Raw genomic sequence first — 24,820 nt, forward strand, 5'->3', positions numbered from 1 at the left:
ACATGTATACAATCATCTTCACCATCGCAGCCTACCTGATCGGCTCGATTTCCTTCGCCGTCGTGGCGAGCCGCGCCTTCGGCCTGTCCGACCCGCGCACCTACGGTTCGAAGAACCCGGGCGCCACCAACGTGCTGCGCAGCGGCAGCAAGAAGGCCGCGATCGCGACCCTGATCGGCGATTGCGCCAAGGGCTGGCTGGCGGTGTGGCTGGCGATTCACTTCAGCGAGCAGTTCGATTTCGGCGACGGCACCGTGGCGCTGGTCGCGATCGCGGTGTTCCTGGGCCACCTGTGGCCGGTGTTCTTCCGCTTCGTCGGCGGCAAGGGCGTGGCCACCGCGCTCGGCGTGCTGCTCGGCCTGAATCCCTGGCTCGGCCTGGCGACCCTGGTTACCTGGCTGGTGGTGGCCTATGCCTTCCGCTACTCGTCGCTGGCGGCGCTGGTGGCCGCGGTGTTCGCCCCGTTCTACTACGGCCTGCTGTTCGGCGCCGACGAAAAACTGTTCGCCGTGATCGTCATGAGCGCACTGCTGCTCTGGCGCCACAGCGGCAACATCGCCAACCTCATCGCCGGCAAGGAATCGCGCATCGGCAGCAAATCCGCCGCCGCCAAGGCCGCTACCAAAAAGAAATAAGCCAATTCTGAGGCAGCGCACGATTCGGGGTCAGGGCACTTTGGTGGGCTCTGGCCCCGAAGCACATCTGGCCGCGAATTGCTCAGATTCCGTGCCGACCCCGCTGCAGGATTGTGCCCTCAAGCACGCATTTTCGGTATTTCGGTAGGCGCGCTGACGCCTTTCTGACAATGTGTCAAGATAGGCAATCGTAAATGTAATAAATGGAAGGTGGTGAGTCGTGAGTCAGCAGATGAGAATCGATTTTGTATCGGATGTGTCGTGCCCGTGGTGTGTGATCGGCCTCAAATCGCTGGAGAAAGCGCTGGCGAACCTGCAGGACGAAATCGAGGTCGACATGCACTTCCAGCCCTTCGAACTGAACCCGGGCATGGGGCCGGACGGCCAGGACATCTTCGAACACATCGCGGAAAAATACGGATCCAGCCAGGAACAGCAGGACAAGTCGCGCGAGATGATCCGCCAGCGCGGCGCCGACCTCGGTTTTACCTTCGACATGAGCGCGCGCGGCCGCATCTATAACAGCTTCGACGCGCACCGCCTGCTGCACTGGGCCGCAACCCAGCCCGCCGGCCAGAAGGCACTCAAGGAAAAGCTGTTCGAAGCGTATTTCACGAAGGGCGAAAACCCGGGCTCGCACGAGGTGCTGCTGCGGGTGGCGGGCGAGGTCGGTCTCGACCAGGATGCGGCGCGCCAGGTGCTGGAATCGAATACCTATGCCGACGAGGTGCGCCAGGCCGAATACTATTGGCAGCGTGCCGGTATCCGCTCGGTGCCGGCGATCGTCATCAACCAGCGCCACCTGATCTCGGGTGGACAACCGCCCGAGGTGTTCGAGCAGGCGTTAAGAAAGATCGCCCGCGAAGAAGCGATGGCTTAAACCAGGTCCAGCACAATGGGCTGATGGTCCGAGACCGCCGTCTCGGACTGCACGTTCACTTCGTTCACGCGCGCCGCCAGGTCTTCGGTGACGAAGAAATAGTCGTAGCACGCCGGCCGTTCCGGCCACGGAAAACCGTGCAGCCCGGCGGTCGGCGCGCGCGCCATGTCGCCGTGGCGGACGCGCCAGGCATCTAGCAGGCGCAGCGTATCGGGTTCGACCGGTGCCACCAGCTCCTGGTAATCCTCGGCATCCGGCGCAAAATTGAAGTCGCCGCAAAAGATCGCGCTGCCCGGACGAAAGCCCAGCTGGAAGGGCGGATCGAGATCGGGCTCGGACTGGTAGATGCGGGCGCGGGCGCAGGCTTCGCGGTGCAGTTCGCGGATGCGGCGCACCTGGGCGCGGCGCTGCAGCGGCGAATAATATTCGAGGTGGGTGGTCAGCACGCGCAGCTTGCCGCCGGGCGCTTCGAGCACGGTTTCGATCATCCCGCGCGGCATGCCGGACGGATGCTCGGGATCGGCCGGCCACGGCAGCATGTGGCGCTGGGCCTGGGTGATGCGGTATTTGGACAGCAGGATATTGCCGAACTGGCGCGGCAGGTTGTTCTTGTAGATCTCGCTCGGTGCCTGCTCGATCATGTGATAGCCGCCGAATGCACCGGCCAGCTGCTTGAACTGGCTGGCGGTTGCACTGCCTTCGAGTTCGGGATGATTGCCTGCCACTTCCTGCAGGCAGATGACGTCGGGATTCAGCTTGCGTAGAACATCGATCACAGCGTGGATCCGGATGCGCCCGTCCTTTCCACAGCCCCAGTGAATATTCCAGCTTACTACGCGCATGCAGCACCTCCGTAAAACTCAACGGCCCGATATTGCCATCCTTTGGCTATCGCCGGTCACACGGTAGGATCGATGACAGGCTAGCAAGTTCAATCCCGGCAAGCTGCGGCCGGGACGGTGTCAAGACGGTGTCAGGCCGCTTCGATCTCGTCCAGCGGCCAGCGCGGACGCACGTTGAAGCCGTAGTCGCGCTGGGCGGCATCCGGATTCAGCTGCAGGCGCAGGGCCCCGGCAAACGCGATCATCGCGCCATTGTCGGTGCAGAATTCCAGCTCCGGGTAATACACCTTGAACTTCTTCTTGGCGGCCGCGGCATCCAGCGAGGCGCGCAGCTGGCGGTTGGCGCCGACGCCGCCGGCGATCACCAGCCGCTTCAGGCCGGTGTGCTTGAGCGCCGACACGCACTTCGCGGTGAGCACGTCGACGATCGCATCGACGAAGCCGCGCGCGATGTTGGCTTTGTCCTGTTCGCAGATATTCGCCATGCCACCCTCGCGGTTCTTCACCACGGTCAGTACCGCGGTCTTCAGGCCCGAGAAGCTGAAGTTGAAATCCTTCGAATGCAGCATCGGGCGTGGCAGTTTATAGGCGTCCGGATCGCCGAATTCGGCCAGGCGCGAGATCGCCGGCCCGCCCGGATACCCGAGGCCGAGCAGCTTGGCGGATTTGTCGAAGGCTTCGCCGGCGGCATCGTCGAGGGTCTCGCCCAGCAGGGTGTAGCGGCCGACGCCGTCGACCCGCATCAGCTGTGTGTGGCCACCGGACACCAGCAGCGCGATGAAGGGGAATTCGGGGCGCTCGCTGGCCAGCAGCGGCGACAGCAGGTGGCCTTCCAGGTGGTGCACGCCGAGCACGGGTTTATCCAGCGCCAGGCCCAGGCTGCAGGCGACCGAGGAGCCGACCAGCAGCGCGCCGGCCAGGCCCGGTCCCTGGGTGTAGGCAATGGCATCGATGTCCTGCTTGGCGACGCCGGCCTTGTTCAGCGCCTGTTCCAGCAGCGGCAGGGCGCGCCGGATGTGGTCGCGCGAGGCCAGTTCGGGCACCACGCCGCCGTACTCCTCGTGCATCGCGACCTGCGAATGCAGGGCATGGGACAGCAGGCCGCGCTCGGTGTCGTACAGAGCCAGGCCGGTTTCATCGCAGGAGGATTCGACGCCGAGGACAATCATGGGGAGATAAAGAGAATGGTGGACGTAAAGCGTAATCCGCCATTGTAAAGCAGGCGCGAACGGCCTGCTCGGATGTGTTGCATGCAGCAGGGTGGACGGGGTGTCCACCCTGCGATCCAAGGTTCAGGGCCGCTGCAGCAGTTCCTGGTGCGCGCTGCGCAGCATCGCCTCGGTATCTTCCCAGCCGATGCAGCCATCGGTCACCGAGCAGCCATACTTCAGCTGCGACAGGTCGCTCGGAATCGGCTGGTTGCCGCTGACGATGTTCGATTCGATCATCACGCCGACCAGGGACTTGTTGCCGTGCCTGATCTGCTGGATCACGTCCGACATCACCAGCGGCTGCAGATCCGGCTTCTTGTAGCTGTTGGCGTGCGAGCAGTCGACCACCAGGTTGGTCGGCAGCTTGGCCTTGGTCAGCGCCTGCTCGGCGATCGTCACCGACACCGAATCGTAGTTCGGACGACCGCCGCCGCCGCGCAGCACCACGTGGCCGTAGGCGTTGCCGCTGGTGCGCACGATCGACACCGTGCCCTGGTCGTTGATGCCCAGGAAGGAGTGCGGGCTCGAGGACGACAGCACGGCATTGATCGCGATCTCGACGTCGCCGTCGGTGCCGTTCTTGAAGCCGACCGGGGTGGAGAGGCCCGACGACATCTCGCGGTGGGTCTGGGATTCGGTGGTGCGCGCGCCGATCGCGGTCCAGGCGATCAGATCGCCCAGGAATTGCGGCGAGATCGGATCGAGCGCCTCGGTGGCGGTCGGCAGGCCGAGTTCGCACACATCCAGCAGGAACTGGCGCGCGCGCTCCATGCCGACGTCGACGCGGAAGGAATCGTCCATGAACGGATCGTTGATGTAGCCCTTCCAGCCGGTGGTGGTGCGCGGCTTTTCGAAGTACACGCGCATCACCAGCACCATCGTGTCCGCGACTTCGGCCTGCAGCGCCTTCAGGCGGCGCGCATAATCCAGGCCGGCGACCGGATCGTGGATCGAGCAGGGGCCGACGACCACGAACAGGCGCTTGTCCTTGCGGTCGAGGATGTTACGGAGGGTCTCGCGGCCCTTCATCACGGTGGTGAAGGCCTTGTCCGTGAGCGGCAGTTTTTTATGCAGCTCGACAGGCGACGGCATCGTCGCGAACGAGGTGACATTGGTATTTTCGATATCGGGCGTGATCAGCATGGCATGGCATTCTTTCCTGAAGGATTGACCAGTCTAGCCGGAAATCGGCAGGCATGCAGCGGACTGCACACAAATTCCGCAGATAATTTGCCCAGTAGCAACATCGAGCGGACGCGCCAGCCATTGCGCGCAATGGTATTCTCCTGTCCATGGAAACCAATCATCAAACGACCACCGACCCGCAACGGGAACCGCAGTTGCAACCGCAGTTGCAACCATTCCCGGCGGCCCGCTTCATCAAGGAAATCGGCCGCGGCGTGAAAGGCGCGCGCAGCATGTCGCGCGACGATGCCCGCCTGCTGTACGGCGCCATGCTGGACGGGCGCGTGTCCGACCTGGAACTGGGCGGCATCCTGCTGGCGATGCGCATCAAGGGCGAATCCGTCGACGAGATCGCCGGCTTCATGGACGCCGCCGAAGCCTCGTTCGCGCCGCTCCCTGCGCCGCCGGGCGAATTCGCGCCGGTGCTGATCCCCAGCTACAACGGCGCGCGCAAGCTCGCCAACCTGACCCCGCTGCTGGCGCTGCTGCTGGCGCGCGAGGGCGTGCCGGTGCTGGTGCACGGCGTCCAGCAGGACCCGGGCCGCGTCACGACCTTCGAAATCTTCGCCGAACTCGGCATCGGCCCGACCGGCTCGACTGCCGACATGCTCGACGCCTTCGCGGCCGGCAAGCCGTGCTTCATGCCGATCGAGCGCCTGGCGCCGCAGCTAGCGCACCAGCTGTCGCTGCGCCGCATCCTCGGCGTGCGCAATTCGACGCACACCCTGGTGAAAATCCTGCAGCCCTTCGACGGCCCGGCGCTGCGCCTGGTCTCGTACACGCACCCTGAATACCTGGGCATGCTGAGCGAGTACTTCGGCACGGCCGCGCCGCACGCCAGGGGCGACGCCTTCCTGATGCGCGGCACCGAAGGCGAGACGGTGGCCAACGCCAACCGGGCCCAGGAAATCAACTGGTTCCACGCCGGCCAGAAAACCCTGCTGGTCGAGCGCGACGCGCCGGCCGACGAGCTGGCAGCCGCCCCGGACGGCCGCGATGCCGCCGCCACCGCCGACTGGATCCTGCGCGCCCTGCGCGGGGAACAACCCGTGCCGCCGCCGATCGCGGCCCAGGTTGCGCAGTGCGTGCGCGTGGCAAGGACGCTGCGCACTACCACGCAATAACGCCTTCAGCGGCGCCGGCTTCTGTCGGCGCCGCACCCTCCCGCCTGCCTCCCACCTGTTCCGCTTCGAAGGCGGAAGTCTTTCTTCACCTTGTTCGAATACTGGATTCGATTGCCTTGCGAAATAGCAAGGCGATGCCGGCAGGAAAGTATAAGGTTTCCTCTGCGAAACACGCTGCCGGTACGAATGCCAAGCTCGCCGGCCTTTCCCATGCCAGTTATTCAATCGGAAGGAAGACCAATGAACAAGCAAGTCCGCTTCACCGCACATGGTTTAAAACTGGCTTTGATGGCAATGGCAATCGCCGCAACCGGTCATACGATGGCCGCCAACAACGCGACCGCGACCGCAAACAGCACCGTCGTCGCGCCGATCGCCGTGAGCAAGGCGGTCGACCTGTCGTTCGGCTCCATCGCAGGGGGAGCCAGCGCGGGTACGGTGACGCTCACCCCGGGTGGCACGCGCACTGTCGGCGGCGGTACGGTCGCCACCGGCGGTACCCCTGCTGCCGCAAAGTTCGACGTGACCGGTTCGGGCAATCTGACTTATGCGATCGATATGACCGGCACCGCCAGCACGCTCACCAGCGGGAGCGACAGCATGGCCTTCGCCCCCATCAGCGACACCAGCGCCAGCGCGAAGACCAGCGGCACCGTCACCACCGGCACCCTGTCCAACGGCGCCCAATCGATCTACGTCGGCGGCATCCTGACGGTCGGCGCCAACCAGAACGCCGGCACCTACAGCGGCGATATCGTCGTCGCGGTCAACTACAACTGACATGCGGAGGATGCGGCGCGTCTCTCGTCCCATCCTCATCGCCGGCATCGCATCGCTGCCGGCGTTGCTGTTGCCTGCCGGGCGCGAAGCCTGCGCCCAGAAGGTTACGGTGACGAATACACGGGGCCTCGATTTCGGCCGTATCGTTGCCGTCGGCGCCGGCACGGTGGCCGTCGCCCCCGGCGTGCCGGGGGCGACTGGAAACGGCGTCATCGTGCTGAATGGCGGCAGCCCCGGTCCGGCCAGCTTCACCGTCAGCGGGATCGTCGGCAACAGGCAAGCCGTGATCACGTTCAACAGCCCCAGTATCCAGCTCACCAGCGTAACCGGCGGCGTAACGAGCACCATGACGGTCGACGCCTTCCGCAGCTTGCCGGCGGCGGATACCTTTGTTGCTCCGGCCGCTGCCGCCAGCGTATCGGTCGGCGCCACCCTGCACGTCAAATCCCCCCAGGCTGCCGGCACGTATTCCGGTGCATTTTCCGTCACTGTCAACTTCAATTGAGCTGGAAAGGATGCCATGTCTTTCCCTTCGTTCGCACCGGTTTCCCCGGGTAGGCTGCGCCGGCAGCTGCGCATCATCCTGACTTCGCTGCTTGCCTGGCTGCTGCTGGTGCTGGCCCTGCCGGCGCATGCGGACCTGATGTTGTACCCCACCCGCATCGTGTTCGAGAAAAACCAGCGCGCCGCGCAAATCGAATTGATCAATAACGGCAGCAAGCCCGCCACCTACCGGATTGCGCTGGTCAACCGACGCATGACCGAGACCGGCCAGTTCGAAGTGGCGGACACGCCGGCACCGGACGAACGCTTTGCAAACGACATGCTGCGCTTTTCGCCGCGCCAGGTCACCTTGCAACCAGGCACCGTGCAGACCGTGCGCGTGATGCTGCGCAAGCCTGCCGAGCTGGCCGAAGGTGAATACCGTTCGCACCTGCAGTTCGACAAGCTGCCGGACGTCGAAGGCAGCACCAGCATCGAACACCAGGGCCAGGCAGAAAAGGGCATCGGTATCGTCCTGAATGCCCTGGTCGGTGCCTCGGTGCCGGTCATCGTGCGCCATGGGGCGGCCAGCGCAAAGGTCAGCCTCGGCCACCTTGCGTTGCAGAGGGAGGATGCGCAGCACCCGGTCCTCAAGCTGCAGTTCGAGCGCGAAGGCGGCAGCTCGGTGTATGGCGACCTGAGTGTGACCTTCACGCCGCGCGGCGGCAAGCCGCAGACGGTGGGCGAGGTCGGCGGCATCGCCGTGTACACGCCGAACCGGGTGCGCCACGCCGCACTGCAGCTGCAAGTGCCGGCAGGACTGACGCTGGCGCATGGCACGCTCGACGTGACCTACCGGGACCGGCCCGAAGCGGGCGGCACGCTGCTGGCGCAGGCAAATCTGGAACTGCCGTAACGCCCGATCGGCGAACGGGCGTGCGTAGTCATTTCGCGGCGTAATTCATCGTATCGCAGGGCCAGCCGCCGGTTGGCCGGCGATGCGTTTTGGCGATCCATGCAGGTATTCCGAAACGGTTTTCTTCTTGCTGGACTGGGCATGCTGCCCGCATTTCAGCCGGGTGTCGCCGCTGCTGCAGCGCCAACTGCAGCGGCGGCAAAACCGTCGCCGAAAACCGAAGCCAATCTGATCCTGCTCGAAGTACGCCTTGACAGCCAGGTATTGTCCGACGGCGTCACCGCGTATGAAATCGGTCGCCATGTGTTCCTGCCGCTGGGCGAGCTGGCGCGCATGCTGACCCTGGCGGTGCGGGTGACGGACGAAGGCCGTGCCAGCGGCTACATCCTGCGTGAAGATCGCAACTTCAGCCTCGACGTGCCCGAAGGGGCAGTCCACAGCGGCGGCAAGCGCGAGGAACTCGAGCGCTCGCAGGTCAAGGTCGAGGCCGAAGACATCTATGTCGACAGCACGCTGCTGGCGCGCTGGCTGCCGGTCGACCTCGATATCGACATGTCCAGCCTGACCCTCAAGGTACGCCCGCGCGAGCCACTGCCGCTGCAGGAGCGCCTGGCGCGGCGCCAACGTGGCAAGCTGCCGGGCAGCCAGGGCGTGTATACCGATCCCGGTTATCCGCGTCTGGCGACGCCGTACCGGGTGGCGGGCCTGCCTTTCATCGACCAGACCCTGTCCATCACGACGGACGGCAGCGCCGGCAGACGGCGCGCGACCGCTACGTCGTATGCCACTTACCTGACGGCCGACCTGCTCGGCATGGAAGCGGCGCTGTACGCGAGCCGCAACTCGGTCGATCCCTCGACTGCCGTGCGCCTGACGCTGGGCCGCAACGATCCCGGCGGCGGCCTGCTCGGCCCCCTGCGCGCGCGCACGGCGCTGTTCGGCAGTGTGGCGGTGCCGGGTATGGCGAACATTTCGGTCAGCAGCGCGACCGGCAACGGCATCGCAGTCAGCAACCGGCCATTGAGCCAGCCAAGCAGCTTCGACCGTCACACCTTGCAGGGCGACCTGCCGCCCGGCTGGGACGTCGAGCTGTACTACAACGAGGCGCTGGTCGGCTTTCAGCAGTCGCGCCCCGACGGTAAATACAGCTTCCCGGACCAGCGCCTGGCCTTTGGGCCGAACGACTTCCGGCTGGTGTTCCACGGCCCGTTGGGACAGGTGCGGGTGGAGCGCCAGAGCTTCCTGCTCGAAGAGTCGGCGGTGCGGCGCGGCGAGCTGTTCTACGACGTGGCTGCGCACCGCGACCAGTACGGACGCCCGCGCGCCCTGGCCCAGTTCGAATGGGGCCTGGGCCAACACCTGAACGCCACCGGCGGCTGGCAGCGCGTGCCTTTGCCCGATGGCAGCGAGCAGGGCTATGCCAACCTCGGACTGCGCGGCTACCTGAGCGCCTTCATCCTGAGCGGCGACGCGGTCCGCGCCGCCGACGGCGGCAGGCTGGCCCAGCTGGCCCTCAAGACGCGGGTCGGCAACCTTGCCTTGTCGGCCAGCCGCGCCCGCCTCGATGGCTTCACCAGCGAGGTGTTCGCCCAGGCCCCTGACCCGGTCCGCACCCGGGACGAACTGCGCGCCGAGGGCGCGGTCGCGCCGGGCGCGGGCATGTTCTTCCCGCTTTCGTTCGAAGTGCGGCGCGACATCCTGGCTTCGCACAAGGAAAACGTCCTGGTGCAGGGGCGGCTATCCGCCTACCGCGACGGCACCGCGCTCACCAACGCGCTGCGCTGGCAGTCGCTGGACGGTGCCAAGGTGGCGAACGGGCAACTGCAGGTGAGTCGCCGTGTCGCCGGCATCGGTCTGACCGGCCAGCTGCAATACCTGCTGAAGCCGGTGGCGCAGCTGGGCAGCGCTGCCGTTTCGGCCGACCGCTACCTGACCGGCGGCTATCTGGTGAACCTGGGCCTGAGCCGCATGTTCGACACCCGCGAAACCCGCCTGAACGGCGCGCTGAACAAGAGCCTGGGCAGCTACGGGCTCGGAGTCAACGCTTATTATTCGACCCGGCACGCGTACGGCGGCGGCGTGCAGTTCTTCATGGCGCTGGGGCTGGAGCCGCGCCATGCGCGCATGATGACCGATGCGCAGCCGATGGCGAACATGGGCTCGGCCTCGGTGCGCGTGTTTCTCGACAAGAACCTGAACGGCGAGATGGACGGCACTGATGAGCCCATCAAAGGCGTCGGCTTCACCATCAACGGTGGCAACCAGCTGGCGCGCACCGGCGCCGATGGCATCGCCTACCTGGCGCGCCTGCCTGCCCACCAGAACATCGACCTGGCGCTGGATCCGGGCACGCTCGACGACCCGCAGTGGCAGCCGCAGACCAGGGGCGTGCGCATCGTGCCGCGGCCGGGCAAGGTCAATCAGGTCGACTTCGCGGTGGCCGTGACCGGCGAGATCGACGGCACGACGTATTTCGTCACCAAAGGCAAGAGCCGCCCGATCGGCGACCTGCGCCTGGAGCTGGCGGATGCCACGGGCAAGGTCGTGGGCAGCATGAACAGCGCGTCCGATGGGTACTACGTGATCACCGGCGTGCTCCCCGGCGACTACTGGCTGAGGGTGGCGCCCGACCAGCTCAAACGCCTGGGGCTGACGGCTGCCGGCACGCACCTGATCACAATCAAGCCCGACGGCACGGTGCTGAATGGCCGCGACTTCCATGTGATGCCTGCCGGAGAAGGGTAAGCGGGCGATTCCGGTTTTACCCGAACACGGCTCAGCGTTTACAATCACGGGTTCGGCAAAACGGATGTGCGGGTGGCAGCGATGGCAAAACAATATGATGTGGCAGTGATCGGCGCGGGCGCCGCCGGCATGATGTGCGCGGCCACTGCGGCCAGCCGCGGCAAGCGCGTGGTGCTGATCGACCACGCCGCCAAGCTGGCCGAGAAAATCCGCATCTCCGGCGGCGGCCGCTGCAACTTCACCAACATCAACGCCGGCCCGCAGAACTTCCTGTCCGAGAACCCGCACTTCTGCCGCAGCGCGCTGTCGCGCTACACGGCCCAGGACTTCCTGGCGCTGGTGAAGAAGCACCGTATCGCGTACCACGAAAAGCACCGCGGCCAGCTGTTCTGCGACGACTCGGCCGAACAGATCATCCGCATGCTGAAAGCCGAATGCGACGCCGGCAGCGTCAGCTGGCGCATGCCGTGCAAGGTGAGCGGTGTCGACAAGGACGGCGACCTGTTCCGCATCGCCACCGACGGCGAGCCCATCTTCGCCGGTAATGTCGTGGTCGCCACCGGCGGCCTGTCGATCCCGAAGATCGGCGCGACCGACCTCGGCTACCGCATCGCCAGGCAGTTCGACCTCAAGATCGTCGAGACCCGTCCCGGCCTGGTGCCGCTGACCTTCGACGGCCCCAGCTGGCAACCCTTCGTGCCGCTGGCCGGCATCGCCCTCGAAGTCGAGGTCGAAACGGGCTCCAGGAAAGGGAAGGGCAGCAGATACGGCCACTTCCGCGAAGACCTGCTGTTCACCCACCGTGGCCTGTCCGGCCCGGCCATCCTGCAAATCTCGAGCTACTGGCAGCCGGGCACGCCGATCGTGCTGAACCTGCTGCCGGAACTGGATGTGGCCGAGGAACTGATCTCGTCCAAGACGACCGTCAAGAAACAGCTGGGCAATATCCTGTCCCAATGGCTGCCGGCACGCCTGGCCGAAGGTTTATTGGTTGCGAACGGTTTTGCACCCGATGCACGCCTGGCGGACATGGCCGACGCAAAATTGCGCAAGCTGGGCGACGCGATCAACCGCTGGGCCATCGTGCCGACCGGCTCGGAAGGCTACCGCAAGGCCGAGGTGACGCTGGGCGGTGTCGATACGCGCGAACTGTCGCAGCAGACAATGATGGCGAACCAGGTACCGGGCCTGTACTTCGTCGGCGAAACGGTCGACGTCACCGGCTGGCTCGGCGGCTATAACTTCCAGTGGGCCTGGGCTTCCGGGGTCGCGGCCGGCGCCAGCGTCGAGTAAGCCGTTAGCGTTGGGGACTTGACGGCGAGACTGATACTTGTAGCAATTCAGTCACGCCGGTCGAAAACCTTTTACAGAACTTGAAAAGCTGTTAGAATTTCGTTCTTCCCTAAATCCAACGGTTTCATTTTTACATGACCACTATCCGCCTTAAAGAAAACGAGCCGTTCGAAGTCGCTATGCGTCGCTTCAAGCGCACTATCGAAAAAACCGGCCTGCTGACCGAACTGCGCGCACGCGAGTTCTACGAGAAGCCGACTGCAGAGCGCAAGCGCAAGCTGGCAGCTGCCGTGAAGCGTCACTACAAGCGCATCCGCAGCCAGCAACTGCCGAAGAAACTGTACTAATTCGGTTCAGCTGCCTTTCCGGCGACGGCCACGATGCCAGTCGCGGATCACAGGCCTGAATATGACGAAGCCCGCTCCGGTTTGTTGCCGCAGCGGGTTTTGCCTTTTCCCCCTTCAAAAATAATACGGAGAAAGAATCCATGAGCTTGAAAACCCAGATCAGCGACGACATGAAAGCCGCCATGCGCGCCAAGGAAGCCGGCAGGCTGGCCACCATCCGCCTCATCCTCGCCGAAATCAAGCGCAAGGAAGTGGATGAGCGCATCGAACTGGACGACGCCCAGACCGTCGCCATCGTCGAAAAGATGATCAAGCAGCGCAAGGATTCGATCACCCAGTTCGAAGCCGGCGGCCGTGCCGACCTGGCCGATATCGAAAAAGCCGAACTGGCCGTGCTGACGGGCTACATGCCGGCTGGCCTGTCGGATGAAGAAGTCGCCGCCGAGGTTGCCGCCGCCGTGGCCGCGACCGGCGCATCGGGACCGCAGGACATGGGCAAGGTGATGGGCGTGCTGAAGCCGAAGCTGGCTGGCCGCGCCGACATGACCGCCGTATCGGCCCAGGTCAAGAAGGCGCTCGCCGGCGCCTGATGTTCCATCTGTTGCTGGTGCCACACGTTGTCGACGGCGTGGCGCCGGCATCTTCGTTGCCTTGTCGAAAATCAACCGGTAGCGAGCCCTGCGGTATAGTCTGACCTTAGACAAATACGGTTCTATTCACGTGATCCCGCAATCATTCATTACTGATCTCCTCAATCGCGTCGACATCGTCGACGTGGTAGGGCGTTACGTCCAGCTCAAGAAGGGCGGCGCCAACTACATGGGCCTGTGCCCATTCCACAACGAAAAGTCCCCCAGTTTCACCGTCAGCCCGACCAAGCAGTTCTATCACTGCTTCGGCTGCGGCGCCCACGGTACCGCGATCGGCTTCCTGATCGAATACTCGGGCATGGGATTCGTCGATGCCGTCAAGGACCTGTCACAAAGCGTAGGCATGATCGTGCCCGAAGCCGATGACAAGATCCCACCGCAACAGCGCGCTGCCCAGCAGGCGCAATCGATGGCCATGACCGACGCGCTGAACCAGGCCTGCGACTACTACCGCGCCCAGCTGCGCCAGGCCCCGGCCGCGATCGCCTACCTGAAAGGGCGCGGCCTGACCGGCGAAGTGGCCGCACGCTTCGGCCTCGGCTATGCGCCGTCCGGCTGGGACAGCCTGCGCTCGGTGTTCAGCGACTACGATGCACTGGCCCTGGTCGAGTCCGGCCTGGTGATCGACCGCGTCGACGAAGACGGCGGCAACAAGAAACGCTACGACCGCTTCCGCGAACGCGTGATGTTCCCGATCCGTAACACCAAAGGGCAGGTGATCGGCTTCGGCGGCCGCGTGATGGATGGCGGCGAACCGAAATACCTGAACTCGCCGGAAACGCCGCTGTTCCAGAAGGGACACGAACTGTACGGCCTGTTCGAAGCGCGCCAGGCGATCCGCGACGCCGGCTATGTGCTGGTCACCGAGGGTTATATGGACGTGGTCGCGCTGGCCCAGCTCGGCTTCCCGCAAGCGGTCGCGACCCTCGGCACCGCCTGCACCAGCACCCACGTGCAAAAGCTGCTGCGCCAGACCGACACCGTGATCTTCAGCTTCGACGGCGACAAGGCCGGCCGCCGCGCCGCCCGGCGCGCACTGGAAGCCTGCCTGCCGCAGGTGTCGGACAACAAGACCATCAAGTTCCTGTTCCTGCCGCAAGAGCACGACCCGGACAGCTATGTGCGTGAATTTGGCGCCGAGGCATTTGCCCAGGAGATCAACGAAGCGATGCCGCTGTCGCAATTCCTGCTGCGCGAAGTCACCACCGAGCACGACCTCGACACGCCGGAAGGGCGCGCCCGCGTCCAGTTCGACGCCAAGCCGCTGTTGCAATCGATGACCCCCTCGGCCCTGCGCCTGCAGATCGTGCGCGGCCTGGCGAATTTGACGGCGTCAACGCCGGCGGAGATCGAAGCGTTGTTCGAGTTGTCCAAGCCGGTATCGGTGGCACGCAAGGCACCGCCGCGCCAGGGCCGGCCGGAACCGGTCGGACTGGAGCTGCAGATCATGCGCATCCTGGTGTCGCATCCCGCCATTTCGCTGGAACTGGACGATGCCGCGCAACGCGCCTTCGACCACTTCGGCGGCGAGGCGGGCGAACGCCTGCGCCAGCTGGTCGAGATGGCCCAGGCCCTGGGCGCGAACGGCACCTTCGCCGCGCTGTCGCAGCAGTTGAAAGAGACGAGCAACGAGTACGATGGCCTCATTTCCGAGATCGCTTCCTCACCCGAATCGGATATTGACCAGGACCGCGTTTGGATCGTTAGCGCAGTGAGGCAAATCAAGATGGATGTCTTAAAACAGGAGTTGAACCAGTTGTTTTCGTCGGGTCTGACCCCAGATCAGGTGAGTGCCCGCTATCGCGAAATCACAGCACAGCAGGACCTCTTGATGCGGGAAGCCGCCAATGACACCCCGGCCAAATTCGCCTGACGAGCAGGCGCCACGGTGGGGGTGTTCTCGACTGGAAAGTCTTGGGGCGCGTGCTATAATAAAACGCTAACTATTGCAAGCTTTGAAACGACTTTTCGTTCGAAACCTGCGTGGAGGTTCAGTTAGTGGGGCAACAGATTTGTGCCTGCAGGTAGGATGTAAGGTAACAAAACTTTATCTTTAACCATCGTAAAGTGGTCGTTTGTGACTTCGAAAGCGCCTGTGCCAACCAAGAAACCCGAAACCAACGTGGCTACCAAATCCACCAGGATGTCCGCCAAGGCGGACAATTCGCAAGACAAGGCGGAAGCCCGCGTCGCGGGTGTTGCGCCTGTCAGCCAGACCACCGATGCGGAAGCACTCGCCGCCATCGACACGTCGGGCTATGTGCTGCCGTCCGTCAAAGTACCGGGACGGCGCGGCCGCAAGCCCAAGGAATTTACGCCTGAAAACGACGAAGTCGCCGCACTGAACGCGGTCGAACGCGCCGAACTGAAGGCGGTCGACAAGGCCAAGGCCAAGGATCGCAAAGCCAAGGAAAAAGCCTTGCTCAAGGACGCGTTCTCGTCCGACACCGAAGCCAGCGAAGAAGAACTCGAAATCCGCCGCCAGAAGCTCAAGGCCCTGATCAAGTCGGGCAAGGAGCGCGGCTTCCTCACGTATTCCGAGATCAACGACCACCTGCCGGACAACGTCGTCGATCCGGAAGCGATCGAAGGCATCATCGGCACCTTCAACGACATGGGCATCGCCGTCTACGAGCATGCCCCTGACGCCGAAACCCTGCTGCTGTCCGATAGCGTCCCGAATGCCACCAGCGACGACGAAGCCGAGGCCGCCGCCGAAGCGGCGCTCTCGACCGTCGACTCCGACTTCGGCCGCACCACCGACCCGGTACGCATGTACATGCGCGAAATGGGTTCCGTGGAGCTGCTGACCCGCGAAGGCGAGATCGAAATCGCCAAACGCATCGAAGACGGCCTGCGCGACATGATCCAGGCGATCTCGGCCTGTCCGGTGACGATCGACGAAATCATCGACGCCGCCCGCCGCATCGAGACCGACGAGATCAAGATCGACGAAATCGTCGATGGCCTGGTCGACGACGAGTCTTCCGAAGTCACCTCGCCGACCGCGGTCGCGCCGACGTCCACCGAGTCCGACGACGACGAGGATGACGAAGACGACGAGGAAGAAGGTGAAGAGGAAGAAGAGGGCAATGCCGCCTCCGGCGCCGCCGGCTACTCCGCCGAGCAGCTCGAGCAGCTCAAAACGGCCGCCCTCGACAAGTTCAGCTTCATCGGCCAGCAATTCGACAAGATGCGCAAGGCCTATGAAAAGCAGGGCTACAACTCCGACGCCTACGTCAAGGCCCAGGAAGCAATCTCGAACGAACTGCTCGGCATCCGCTTCACGGCGAAAGTCGTGGAAAAGCTGTGCGACACCCTGCGCGGCCAGGTCGACGAAGTGCGCCACATCGAGAAGCAGATCCTGGACGTGGCCGTGAACCGCTGCGGCATGCCGCGCGCCCACTTCATCAAGGTCTTCCCGGGCAACGAGACGAACCTGGAGTGGGTCGACGCCGAAGTCAACGCCGGCCACGCCTACAGTGCCATCCTCGGCCGCAATATCCCGACGATCAAGGAGCTGCAGCAACGTTTAATTGACCTGCAAGCGCGCGTCGTGCTGCCGCTGCCGGACCTGCGCAACATCAACCGCCAGATGGCGGCCGGTGAAATGAAGGCGCGCAAGGCCAAGCGTGAAATGACCGAGGCCAACCTGCGCCTGGTCATCTCGATCGCCAAGAAGTACACGAACCGCGGCCTGCAATTCCTCGACCTGATCCAGGAAGGCAACATCGGCCTGATGAAGGCGGTGGACAAGTTCGAATACCGCCGTGGTTACAAGTTCTCGACCTACGCGACGTGGTGGATCCGCCAGGCCATCACCCGCTCGATCGCGGACCAGGCACGCACGATCCGTATTCCGGTGCACATGATCGAAACGATCAACAAGATGAACCGGATCTCGCGCCAGATCCTGCAGGAGACCGGCGCCGAGCCCGATCCGGCAACCCTCGCGGTCAAGATGGAGATGCCGGAAGACAAGATCCGGAAGATCATGAAGATCGCGAAAGAGCCGATTTCGATGGAGACGCCAATCGGCGACGATGACGACTCCCATCTTGGCGATTTCATCGAGGACAATAACACGCTGGCGCCTTCGGACGCCGCGCTGCACGCCTCGATGCGCGGTGTCGTGAAGGACGTGCTGGACTCGCTGACCCCGCGCGAAGCCAAGGTGCTGCGCATGCGCTTCGGCATCGAAATGTCGACCGACCATACGCTGGAAGAGGTCGGCAAGCAGTTCGATGTCACCCGCGAACGCATCCGCCAGATCGAAGCCAAGGCCCTGCGCAAGCTGCGTCACCCGTCGCGCTCGGACAAGCTGAAGAGTTTCCTCGAGGGTAACAGCGGCTGAGGCTTGACGGCCCTACGTTAAGGCAATATGCTCTCGCCACTTCGGATACGCGACATCGTTGCGTTGTCCGCAAGTGGCGAGTTTTCCAGCGTCCCTTGCGAGTAGATACACCAGTTTCGGGCCTCTAGCTCATGCCTGGTTAGAGCAGCGGACTCATAATCCGTTGGTGCCCGGTTCGACTCCGGGGAGGCCTACCAATCAAATCAAGGGGTTACGTAAAAGCGTAACCCCTTTTTTCTTGACCACGTGCAATCCGTTTTGCAATTCTATTGCACATGACCAACAGCACGAGGCTTTTCAATGTCTATCTTGCAGCTACCGAACGGCAAATTTCGCGTTCAGATACGTCGTGCAGGCTTCCCCAAGTTCCACAAAGTGTTCCTGAGCCGCGAGGCGGCAGAAGAAGCTCAAGCCTCTATTCTCGGAGAACAAAAGGCAGTAGTGGACCCTACTGAGCTAACACTATCAGGAGCTTGGGGGAAGTACTGCCAGTCCCAATCGTTCTTGCAAAAGGCCGCTAAAACACGTTCCACCGAAGCCGGTCGCATACAGCCTGTTTTAGCTGAGTTGGGAAGTTACTCTCTGCATAACCTACAAAACGCGCCTTCTCTCATATAAGACTACATCGATAAACGTAGCAACGCCATTTCTCCGCGCACTAAGAAAAAGCTCTCAACAACTAGTGTTCGTCTCGAAGTGGCCGCGTTGTCCGCTGTTGTCGCTTTCGCTAAGCAGCGCAAAATCGTGCAAAGCAATTTCGTACGCCAAATCGACCGTCCTGCGCAGGCTAAGCGCAAGCGTCGAGTTGGAGGTGTCGAGCTTGCGGGCTTAGGTCATGCAGCACAATCCCATGATTCGCGAATCGCGGAAGCCGCAAGGTTCGCCTTGTTACTGAGATACGCAGGGTGCAGGCCTGGAGAACTCGCGCGCTTACGCCGCGATGATGTGTCCTTATCAAGCGAGACACTGGTTTTTCGCAACACAAAATTTAAAAGCGAAGACAGAAGTATCCACTTGACGCCGCGCGCCGTATCAATTCTCAATGCTCAGTTCTATCAAAACACTGTTGAGGGCGTCGAGTCGGAGTATGTGTTTTCTACCCGAGCAAAGACTAGCACGCCTGAAACGCCGGTTTATGTGTATTACAACTATGAATCAGCTATCAAGCTTTTGCGTCGACTTGGTGTTGTTGAGCAAAGCTTCCATGCTCATGCGATGCGGCGCGAATACATCTCTAGAGCTATTGAGACTAACATGCCGTACTCGACTATCAAAAAGTTAACAGGCCATCATAGCTCGCAAGCAATCGAAATTTACGACGAAGGGTTATCGACTGCTCCTGAGATTCGCGAAGCACTCAACAGGCACGAACAAGCTATTAACGAAGATGAACTTATCGGCGTTTTGACTCGTATGGGTATGAGTCCGCAACAAGTCAAAGAAGCGCTGGCAAAGGCGCGAGGCGAATATGTCTCGCCTATGAAAGCTGTTCTATTGAAAGAATAAAAAAGCCCCGCACGAGGCGGGGCACTCAAATGACTCTTTGTTGTCTAGACTTTCACAAATCGTATCCTTAATCATCCTGCTGAGCGTTTTGCATACGCTCGCACTATGTATAGCAACTTACTTCGTGATGCCGAGCGATTTTTTCGTAAAATTGTCACCGACGACGACCAGTTTTGTACCAAATTGTTTCGCCCGCTTATTTGCGTTCTCGTACTTCGCGATTCCCACAACGTCCGGCGCGTTGATTTTGACATAGACCTTCAGCATTCTTGTGTCTTTCCCGATGCGCACACCGAGTATGCCGTCTACATCTGAGAATTTTCCGTTCTTGATACGACGCAGTGCACCACGGCCCAGCATGATACTTTCACCTGTTTTTGTATCTACCTCGTTTGCATCACGAATCATCTTCTCAACGATTCTGTCGTAGCGTGAGCAGTTCAGAAAGCTTCTGTCGTGTCCCGGCGTCGCTTCAAAGTTAATGTACTGTGCAACAGCGTAGCATCCAGCGGTTTGCAGATAGTACCTAAAAATCCCTTCGTTCGATTTCTTGCGTCCGATGAAACCTGCATTCATCATTTCTTTCAGCTTACGCTGTGTTGCTGCTACTGCTGAGTTCTCTGTGTTGTGATACACGCGTTCAGAATCTGTATCATCGTCGCTACATCGTGCGCCGCAAGCAGCTTAATAATCGTGCGTTCGATTACTGTTTTCCTGTCGAGCAGAATAGTGTTCATATACGGTCCCTTCAATTGTTATGTGAATTGTTATAACCCCTGTTCCAGCGATATAACAATAAATATAGAAACCGCGTATAACCGTTTAGTCGAATTTTCGAAATAAAAGTGTAGTCGGTAAGAGTCCGGAATCGCTTACTTTCCCTCGCTGAACGCGAGGTCGTGCGCTGGGGGGCTAGGGCCCCCCTTCCTCTATGGGCCTGGCACGGGTTCCAACTCCTTTGGAGCCTCCACCCGAGCCCAACTGCGCTAAATTCCTTCGTCGCCCCTCCATTTTCGCTGCGCAAAAATGAGGGGACCCGGCGACTACTGACCGCTGTGCTTCGCCAGCTATTAAGCGCAGTTGGGCTCGGCTGTCGCCCGACCCGGCTGGGCTCCGCCCCCCAAAAGTCGTCGGCCCCTTGGGGGACCTAAAACAGGCTGTACGCCCGTTTTCCACCTGTTGGCTCCCCCCGTGGCCTCCACGCTAGGGCGCGGAGGCTGCTTCGCTCTGGACGAGCTTGCACCCCTTCGGGCACTAACCCACCGCTTTATGCTACTGTTTCCTTTCCAATAGCCCATTGTTAGGTGGATACGCTTTGCAGCTCTGCCGAGGGCTGCTCCGCGTTTTTCTTTGCAAAACACGGAGCCCAGTTTGTGCTACGAAAGGCGTAAGCCGTCTGTTCTGAGCGCCTAAGTCCTGTTAGCGCGCGGATTTTTTAAGCGTCCTAACTTTGTACCTATATCTAGGTGTACTGTTGCACCCCCTGACGCATAGTTGCTCAAAACAGCAACCTTTCATAAGAACTATATCTAGGCACAGTTGGGCCGCTACTCGCGGCCCTTCACGCTTACGCGTGCGATATGCCACGTTGCGGTGCGCCGAGGTGAGCGGAATGAATCGAAGGTAGGGTTTTTCAACGAGGTTAATCAAGGAAAAGTTGGGCCTATTCGCCCCTCGCGTGCTTACGCCCGTTATATGCCACGGGATGGTGTGCTGAGGCCAGGTCTGGAAAAATAAATTCGAAGTTTTCTATAAAAAATATAAAAAACTACATTTTTGTACCTATACATTTTAAGTTGCTGACTTCGGCAACTAGAGCCTGATAAAAATGTATAGAGATAAAAATGTCGCAACAACATAAAAAACCTGCTCGTTGGTACGAACCAAAGCTTGCTCAGCATGGCAATTTGCACGCTTATCCCGTGCCTATCCAATTTCTGCTTGATGAACGTGTGCGTAAGGCGAAGGGAGGCACGACGGCACTTCGTGTCTTTGTGGCGCTCTGCCAATTGGCTAACGTTTATACGGGCCTTGTTGGGCGTTTCGATGATAAAACCAATACTTATCAAACCCCAGCTCTTGAGACAATCGGAAGAATCGCGTGCCTTTCCGAAAAGTCGCGTGTTTCCGAGGCGGTTAAGCTTCTAGCTTCGCTCGGTTGGGTTGAGGTTGTTTATCGTCACAAACAAACTTTGGTCATCCATCTTCGTTTTCCTGATGCAGGGCTTGAAGTTCTAAACCAAAATGGCGATTTTTCGTATAAAAATAAACCGCTTTCTCAAGATGAAATTCAAAAACGCAGAGATGTAATCGATGCGTGTCTCGCAGAACATGATAAGTATGCGGTTCATCAGACTACCGAAGAACTCAACGCAGAGTTGGAAGAAAACCGCCGCAAGGCACTTGCAAAGGTCGAAGCGATGGCCTCTGCTGCAACTCTATCAGAGCTCCCGCAAACTATGGTCCGCGTCGATAAATATCAAGCTATCCGAGATATTGCTATTTTCATTGCTTCAAGCAAACGTACCTACTCTGATGCGGATGTAGCTAAATTTTATCTTTCGTACTCGATGACTGAAGAGGAATTCAAGGTAGCTGCTGAGGGCTTTGAGCATAGCTACGCCGATATTTTGAAAAAGGCTTAAAAACCCAAAATCAGCGAGTATGCTCGCTTGTTCTTGCGACTGCGGCGACGATGTCACGTGGCAATTTTCTAAGCAGTAGTGATACAGAGGTTTGGTTGTCAATGCAGCCTCTATCCAGCACCCTATGCTGGATACATAAGGAGGTACTTCCTCTGTGGTCACCGGACGTCACGCGTTTGCAGTCTTGGCGCTGAGGTAGAGCCCGCATGGTTTCGCTGCAACAAATGCTGTCGTTGTTGAGCCAAGGTGTAGTAGCATTGTCAATGCAATTTGTACAACGCAAACTAGGGCTCAAATATGCTAAAAAGAATTCAAAAAATCCAAGGAATCGGAACATTTGCAAGTTGTTTAAATTCCGCGAAGGCGGAATTTAGGCGAACGTCACTCGTATTCGGATATAACAGTCGCGGCAAATCAACGCTTACAGAAATATTCCGGTCTATCGAGAGTGGGAATGTCGACATTGTCAATAATCGACTAACTATTCCGGGAGGAAAATCTCAGACGGTGCAGTTTAATATAGTGCCGGATGGTGGTGGCGAAGTTCCTTTTATTTTCGATGGTAAGAAATGGCAGGGGTCAGATAAATGGTCGCTAAAATGGCGCGTATTCGACTCGGGTTTTATAAGCCGAAATGTGCTGTCTAATGATGGTGTAGAAAGAGGGCACAAAGAAAATTTAACGAAATTTGTTTTGGGCGAGGAAGGCGTTACTAAAGCCCAAGCGATAGTTGAGAAGCGGCAGGAAACTCGGCGCTTTCTGAAAGAGAGTAGGCAAGCCGCCGATGCTATTAGAAAAATTGCCGCTCCTTTGAATCTGGAAGAGTTTGTTGGATTGCAGAATAATGAAACTATCGAAGAATTAAAGGCTAAATATGATAAGGAGGTAGGTGCGGCGGCAACGCTTCACGAACGCATCGGTGGTGTAGATGCTATTCGGCAACGGCCGACAGTAAAACTGTCCGAAGGCTATACACCGCTATCCGCTACATTAGCGATACTTCCTAAAAACCTATCGTATGTACTAGCTGACATTCATACCGACGCACGAATCCGCTTGGCTGAGCATTTAGACAAGCACATGAACCCTGGAAGAGGAGGTCGAGAGTGGTTACAAAGCGGGTTATTTTTTAAGAAAGACAATACTTGCCCATTCTGCGAGCAAGAAATCAAAGAGCAAAGCCAAGCTTTGATTCGGCAGTATGCAGAGGCCTTTGATGAGGGATTCGCGGCCGCATCAAAACTCTTAAAGGATGAGCTGGCTAGAATCGAGAATTTAATTCTAAAGCATAAGTTCCCAAATTTCGACATCATACATGCTTCGAATATAGCTGTTATTGGAGTCTATCCTGAGCTTCAATCAGACCCGGCGTGTAGCCAGTTGCTAATAGAATTACAGAGTCTTTCTAAAGAAATTAGTGAGTTGTCAGTAGAATTGCAGAGTGAGGTAGAACTACACACCTCTAGTGCTAGGTCTTCCATAAAAAATAAGGTCGAATCGCTTTTTGAAAAAGTTGAACTGGAGGATTATGCGAAACTTGAGGTGGGTGAGCAACGCTTTATAGCTCTTATCAATGACTACAATAAGCTGCTTCAAACGATTGCGCAGACTCATGCTGATTTTAAAAATGGTATAGATGTTAGCGCACTAAATGCAGACCTTGCCAAAATTCAAGCCGGATGTAAGGAAATTGCTTACCGTGTCAAGAGACTCGATAACGATAAGCTTTGCCAGGATTATCTTGCGAAAGCTGCAAGTGCTGCAGTAGGCGAAAAAGCAGCTGATGTCATGCAAGCGGAGCTTGATGCAGAGCAGTCGGCATATCTGGATAAGTTCTTTGTTAAGATACACGATTATTTCCAGCTTTTTGGAAGTCGTGATTTTTCGATTGCGAAGAAATTAGACGACCGTGGCGATTTTCCGGTCTACACTCTTTCGATTACGTATAAGCAGCAAGAGATTGGATTAGACAAACTTGGTTTAGTTTTTAGTGAGTCCGACCGTAGGGCGTTAGCTTTATCAATATTTTGGGCTAGTCTTGCGCTTGTCGAAGAAAAAGTACTCGGCAATACTATCATCATCCTTGATGACCCGGTCACAAGTTTTGACGATAATCGGATTAGTGCGGCAATACGTACGTTCCGTTCAATGGCGATGCAATGTCGCCAAATGATTTTATTGAGTCATTATCAAAGCTTCGTGAAACATTATCTTGAACTCGAGGAGGTTGGTGGCGATTTTTCTTTCGTAATGCTTGAGAAAAATGATGAGACAAGCTATTTTGTTGTGGGCGACCAAAGTGCCTTTGTTCATTCGGAACATCATCGACGGTTTACCAACATTGTCGACTATATTAATAAGAAAAAGTCAGACCCAATCCAATCAGACCTTAGAGTGTATCTTGAGGAGGAAATAAAAAGTCGTTATAGACAGCAGATATTTACTCTTAATATCGGGAACGCGGCGCTCGCTGAAATTATAGACAATTTACATACCCACGGTTGCTATCCACAGCAAATCTGCAATGAACTCCACTTATTTAGGCAGGACCTTAACCCAGCACACCATAAGTGGGATAGTCGTACACCGGATGACTGGGCATCACTGGCACAAGACGTTTTAACTTTGGTTTATCAGCGCTTATAAGTACCTAGACGCCGTTTTATAACGGAGTAGTATTGAGTCTAAACATGCTTAGCTTTAGTCGCTAAACCCGTAAAGATGACCGCCGACGTCATAGCCAACCGTTGTGTCGGGCATCTGCATGGGGAGGCCTGTGGCCCGGTTAATGTGCGTTACAGACGGCTCGGTGTAGCTCGCCGGGCCGGCCGTCTTGTGCAGCATCAACGCGCACCATGGAATGAAAATTGAGGTACCGACCTGGCCAAGATAGACATCCATTGAGACTGTAAAGAGTGTATAAAGCGCCACACCAATTATTGTAATTTTGTTCATTCTAACCTCATTTTTCCGTGTGCAAAGCGTTTGCACATGGTTATCATGTGCAATAGTATTGTGCACGAAAAAACATGGTAAGTATCTGAAAAGATTGAAAAATACCTGCCAGAAAAGCATGGCCAAATAACTCATAATCCGTTGGTGCCCGGTTCGACTCCGGGGAGGCCTACCAAGATGAAGGCTTACGCAAGCACTTGCGTAAGCCTTTTGTCGTTTTGGCGCCTGCCCAAACGCCATCCCTGACTCACCAGCAAAACCTGCAGCGC

General features: G+C 59.1%; 20 protein-coding genes and 1 tRNA gene. 16 read left to right on the plus strand and 5 right to left on the minus strand.

Annotation, left to right across the window (positions count from 1 at the left end):
• Positions 1-2: 2 nt before the first annotated feature.
• Complete coding sequence (plsY, locus tag FBX97_RS12225) at positions 3-635, plus strand: glycerol-3-phosphate 1-O-acyltransferase PlsY (protein WP_141831954.1); 633 nt, start codon at positions 3-5, stop codon at positions 633-635.
• A 232-nt stretch (positions 636-867) separates the two neighbouring features.
• A complete protein-coding gene (locus FBX97_RS12230) occupies positions 868-1,515 on the plus strand; it encodes a DsbA family oxidoreductase (protein ID WP_255517442.1) in 648 nt (215 codons plus the stop codon).
• Here FBX97_RS12230 and FBX97_RS12235 read toward each other — a convergent pair.
• The 3 genes from FBX97_RS12235 to FBX97_RS12245 form a co-directional block, all read right to left on the minus strand.
• Positions 1,512-2,357 carry an endonuclease/exonuclease/phosphatase family protein gene (locus FBX97_RS12235; RefSeq protein WP_141831958.1) on the minus strand — a complete coding sequence of 282 codons (846 nt, stop codon included), beginning with the start codon at positions 2,355-2,357 and terminating at the stop codon, positions 1,512-1,514. The two genes, FBX97_RS12230 and FBX97_RS12235, sit on opposite strands and share 4 nt — an antisense overlap.
• A gap of 131 nt (positions 2,358-2,488) precedes the next feature.
• Positions 2,489-3,526, minus strand: coding sequence for a tRNA (adenosine(37)-N6)-threonylcarbamoyltransferase complex transferase subunit TsaD (tsaD, locus tag FBX97_RS12240; RefSeq protein WP_141831961.1), 1,038 nt, complete (start codon positions 3,524-3,526; stop codon positions 2,489-2,491).
• A gap of 123 nt (positions 3,527-3,649) precedes the next feature.
• Complete coding sequence (locus FBX97_RS12245) at positions 3,650-4,711, minus strand: 3-deoxy-7-phosphoheptulonate synthase (RefSeq protein ID WP_141831963.1); 1,062 nt, start codon at positions 4,709-4,711, stop codon at positions 3,650-3,652.
• Positions 4,712-4,860: 149 nt separating this feature from the next.
• On the opposite strand from FBX97_RS12245, the gene ybiB reads away from it, so the two are divergent.
• The 12 genes from ybiB to FBX97_RS12305 all read left to right on the plus strand — a co-directional run bounded on the left by ybiB (position 4,861) and on the right by FBX97_RS12305 (position 18,951).
• Positions 4,861-5,877, plus strand: coding sequence for a DNA-binding protein YbiB (gene ybiB / locus FBX97_RS12250; protein ID WP_141831964.1), 1,017 nt, complete (start codon positions 4,861-4,863; stop codon positions 5,875-5,877).
• Positions 5,878-6,117: 240 nt separating this feature from the next.
• The gene (locus tag FBX97_RS12255; protein WP_185748566.1) at positions 6,118-6,657 is read left to right on the plus strand and encodes a DUF4402 domain-containing protein; all 540 of its coding nucleotides are present in this window, start codon (positions 6,118-6,120) and stop codon (positions 6,655-6,657) included.
• A 10-nt stretch (positions 6,658-6,667) separates the two neighbouring features.
• Positions 6,668-7,162 carry a DUF4402 domain-containing protein gene (locus FBX97_RS12260; protein ID WP_185748567.1) on the plus strand — a complete coding sequence of 165 codons (495 nt, stop codon included), beginning with the start codon at positions 6,668-6,670 and terminating at the stop codon, positions 7,160-7,162.
• A gap of 15 nt (positions 7,163-7,177) precedes the next feature.
• A complete protein-coding gene (locus tag FBX97_RS12265) occupies positions 7,178-8,056 on the plus strand; it encodes a molecular chaperone (RefSeq protein WP_141831970.1) in 879 nt (292 codons plus the stop codon).
• 141 nt (positions 8,057-8,197) lie between these two features.
• On the plus strand, positions 8,198-10,801 hold the full coding sequence (locus FBX97_RS12270) for a collagen binding domain-containing protein (protein ID WP_141831972.1): 2,604 nt from the start codon (positions 8,198-8,200) through the stop codon (positions 10,799-10,801).
• 81 nt (positions 10,802-10,882) lie between these two features.
• A complete protein-coding gene (locus tag FBX97_RS12275; RefSeq protein WP_141831974.1) occupies positions 10,883-12,094 on the plus strand; it encodes an NAD(P)/FAD-dependent oxidoreductase in 1,212 nt (403 codons plus the stop codon).
• Positions 12,095-12,228: 134 nt separating this feature from the next.
• Positions 12,229-12,441, plus strand: coding sequence for a 30S ribosomal protein S21 (gene rpsU / locus FBX97_RS12280; protein WP_005665410.1), 213 nt, complete (start codon positions 12,229-12,231; stop codon positions 12,439-12,441).
• A gap of 140 nt (positions 12,442-12,581) precedes the next feature.
• Positions 12,582-13,031, plus strand: coding sequence for a GatB/YqeY domain-containing protein (locus FBX97_RS12285; protein ID WP_141831976.1), 450 nt, complete (start codon positions 12,582-12,584; stop codon positions 13,029-13,031).
• Between the two features lie 130 nt (positions 13,032-13,161).
• Entirely contained in the window at positions 13,162-14,964 is a 1,803-nt protein-coding gene (dnaG, locus tag FBX97_RS12290) for a DNA primase (protein WP_141831978.1), read from the plus strand.
• A gap of 270 nt (positions 14,965-15,234) precedes the next feature.
• A complete protein-coding gene (rpoD, locus tag FBX97_RS12295) occupies positions 15,235-17,445 on the plus strand; it encodes an RNA polymerase sigma factor RpoD (protein WP_141834384.1) in 2,211 nt (736 codons plus the stop codon).
• Positions 17,446-17,563: 118 nt separating this feature from the next.
• Positions 17,564-17,642, plus strand: a tRNA-Ile gene (locus FBX97_RS12300).
• Between the two features lie 547 nt (positions 17,643-18,189).
• On the plus strand, positions 18,190-18,951 hold the full coding sequence (locus FBX97_RS12305) for a tyrosine-type recombinase/integrase (protein WP_185748568.1): 762 nt from the start codon (positions 18,190-18,192) through the stop codon (positions 18,949-18,951).
• 117 nt (positions 18,952-19,068) lie between these two features.
• Here the strand turns inward: FBX97_RS12305 and FBX97_RS12310 are convergent, their stop codons facing one another.
• The gene (locus FBX97_RS12310; RefSeq protein ID WP_141831982.1) at positions 19,069-19,587 is read right to left on the minus strand and encodes a hypothetical protein; all 519 of its coding nucleotides are present in this window, start codon (positions 19,585-19,587) and stop codon (positions 19,069-19,071) included.
• Between the two features lie 1,208 nt (positions 19,588-20,795).
• Here FBX97_RS12310 and FBX97_RS12315 point away from each other — a divergent pair.
• Positions 20,796-21,596 carry a hypothetical protein gene (locus FBX97_RS12315; RefSeq protein ID WP_141831984.1) on the plus strand — a complete coding sequence of 267 codons (801 nt, stop codon included), beginning with the start codon at positions 20,796-20,798 and terminating at the stop codon, positions 21,594-21,596.
• Between the two features lie 297 nt (positions 21,597-21,893).
• Entirely contained in the window at positions 21,894-24,242 is a 2,349-nt protein-coding gene (locus FBX97_RS12320; protein ID WP_141831986.1) for an AAA family ATPase, read from the plus strand.
• A 54-nt stretch (positions 24,243-24,296) separates the two neighbouring features.
• On the opposite strand, the gene FBX97_RS12325 is transcribed toward FBX97_RS12320, so the two are convergent.
• Positions 24,297-24,551 (minus strand): hypothetical protein, encoded by a 255-nt coding sequence (locus FBX97_RS12325; protein ID WP_141831988.1) that lies wholly within the window; start codon positions 24,549-24,551, stop codon positions 24,297-24,299.
• Positions 24,552-24,820 lie beyond the last annotated feature (269 nt).

The sequence above is a fragment of the Herbaspirillum sp. SJZ107 genome (assembly GCF_006715485.1).
Lineage (GTDB): Bacteria > Pseudomonadota > Gammaproteobacteria > Burkholderiales > Burkholderiaceae_D > Telluria.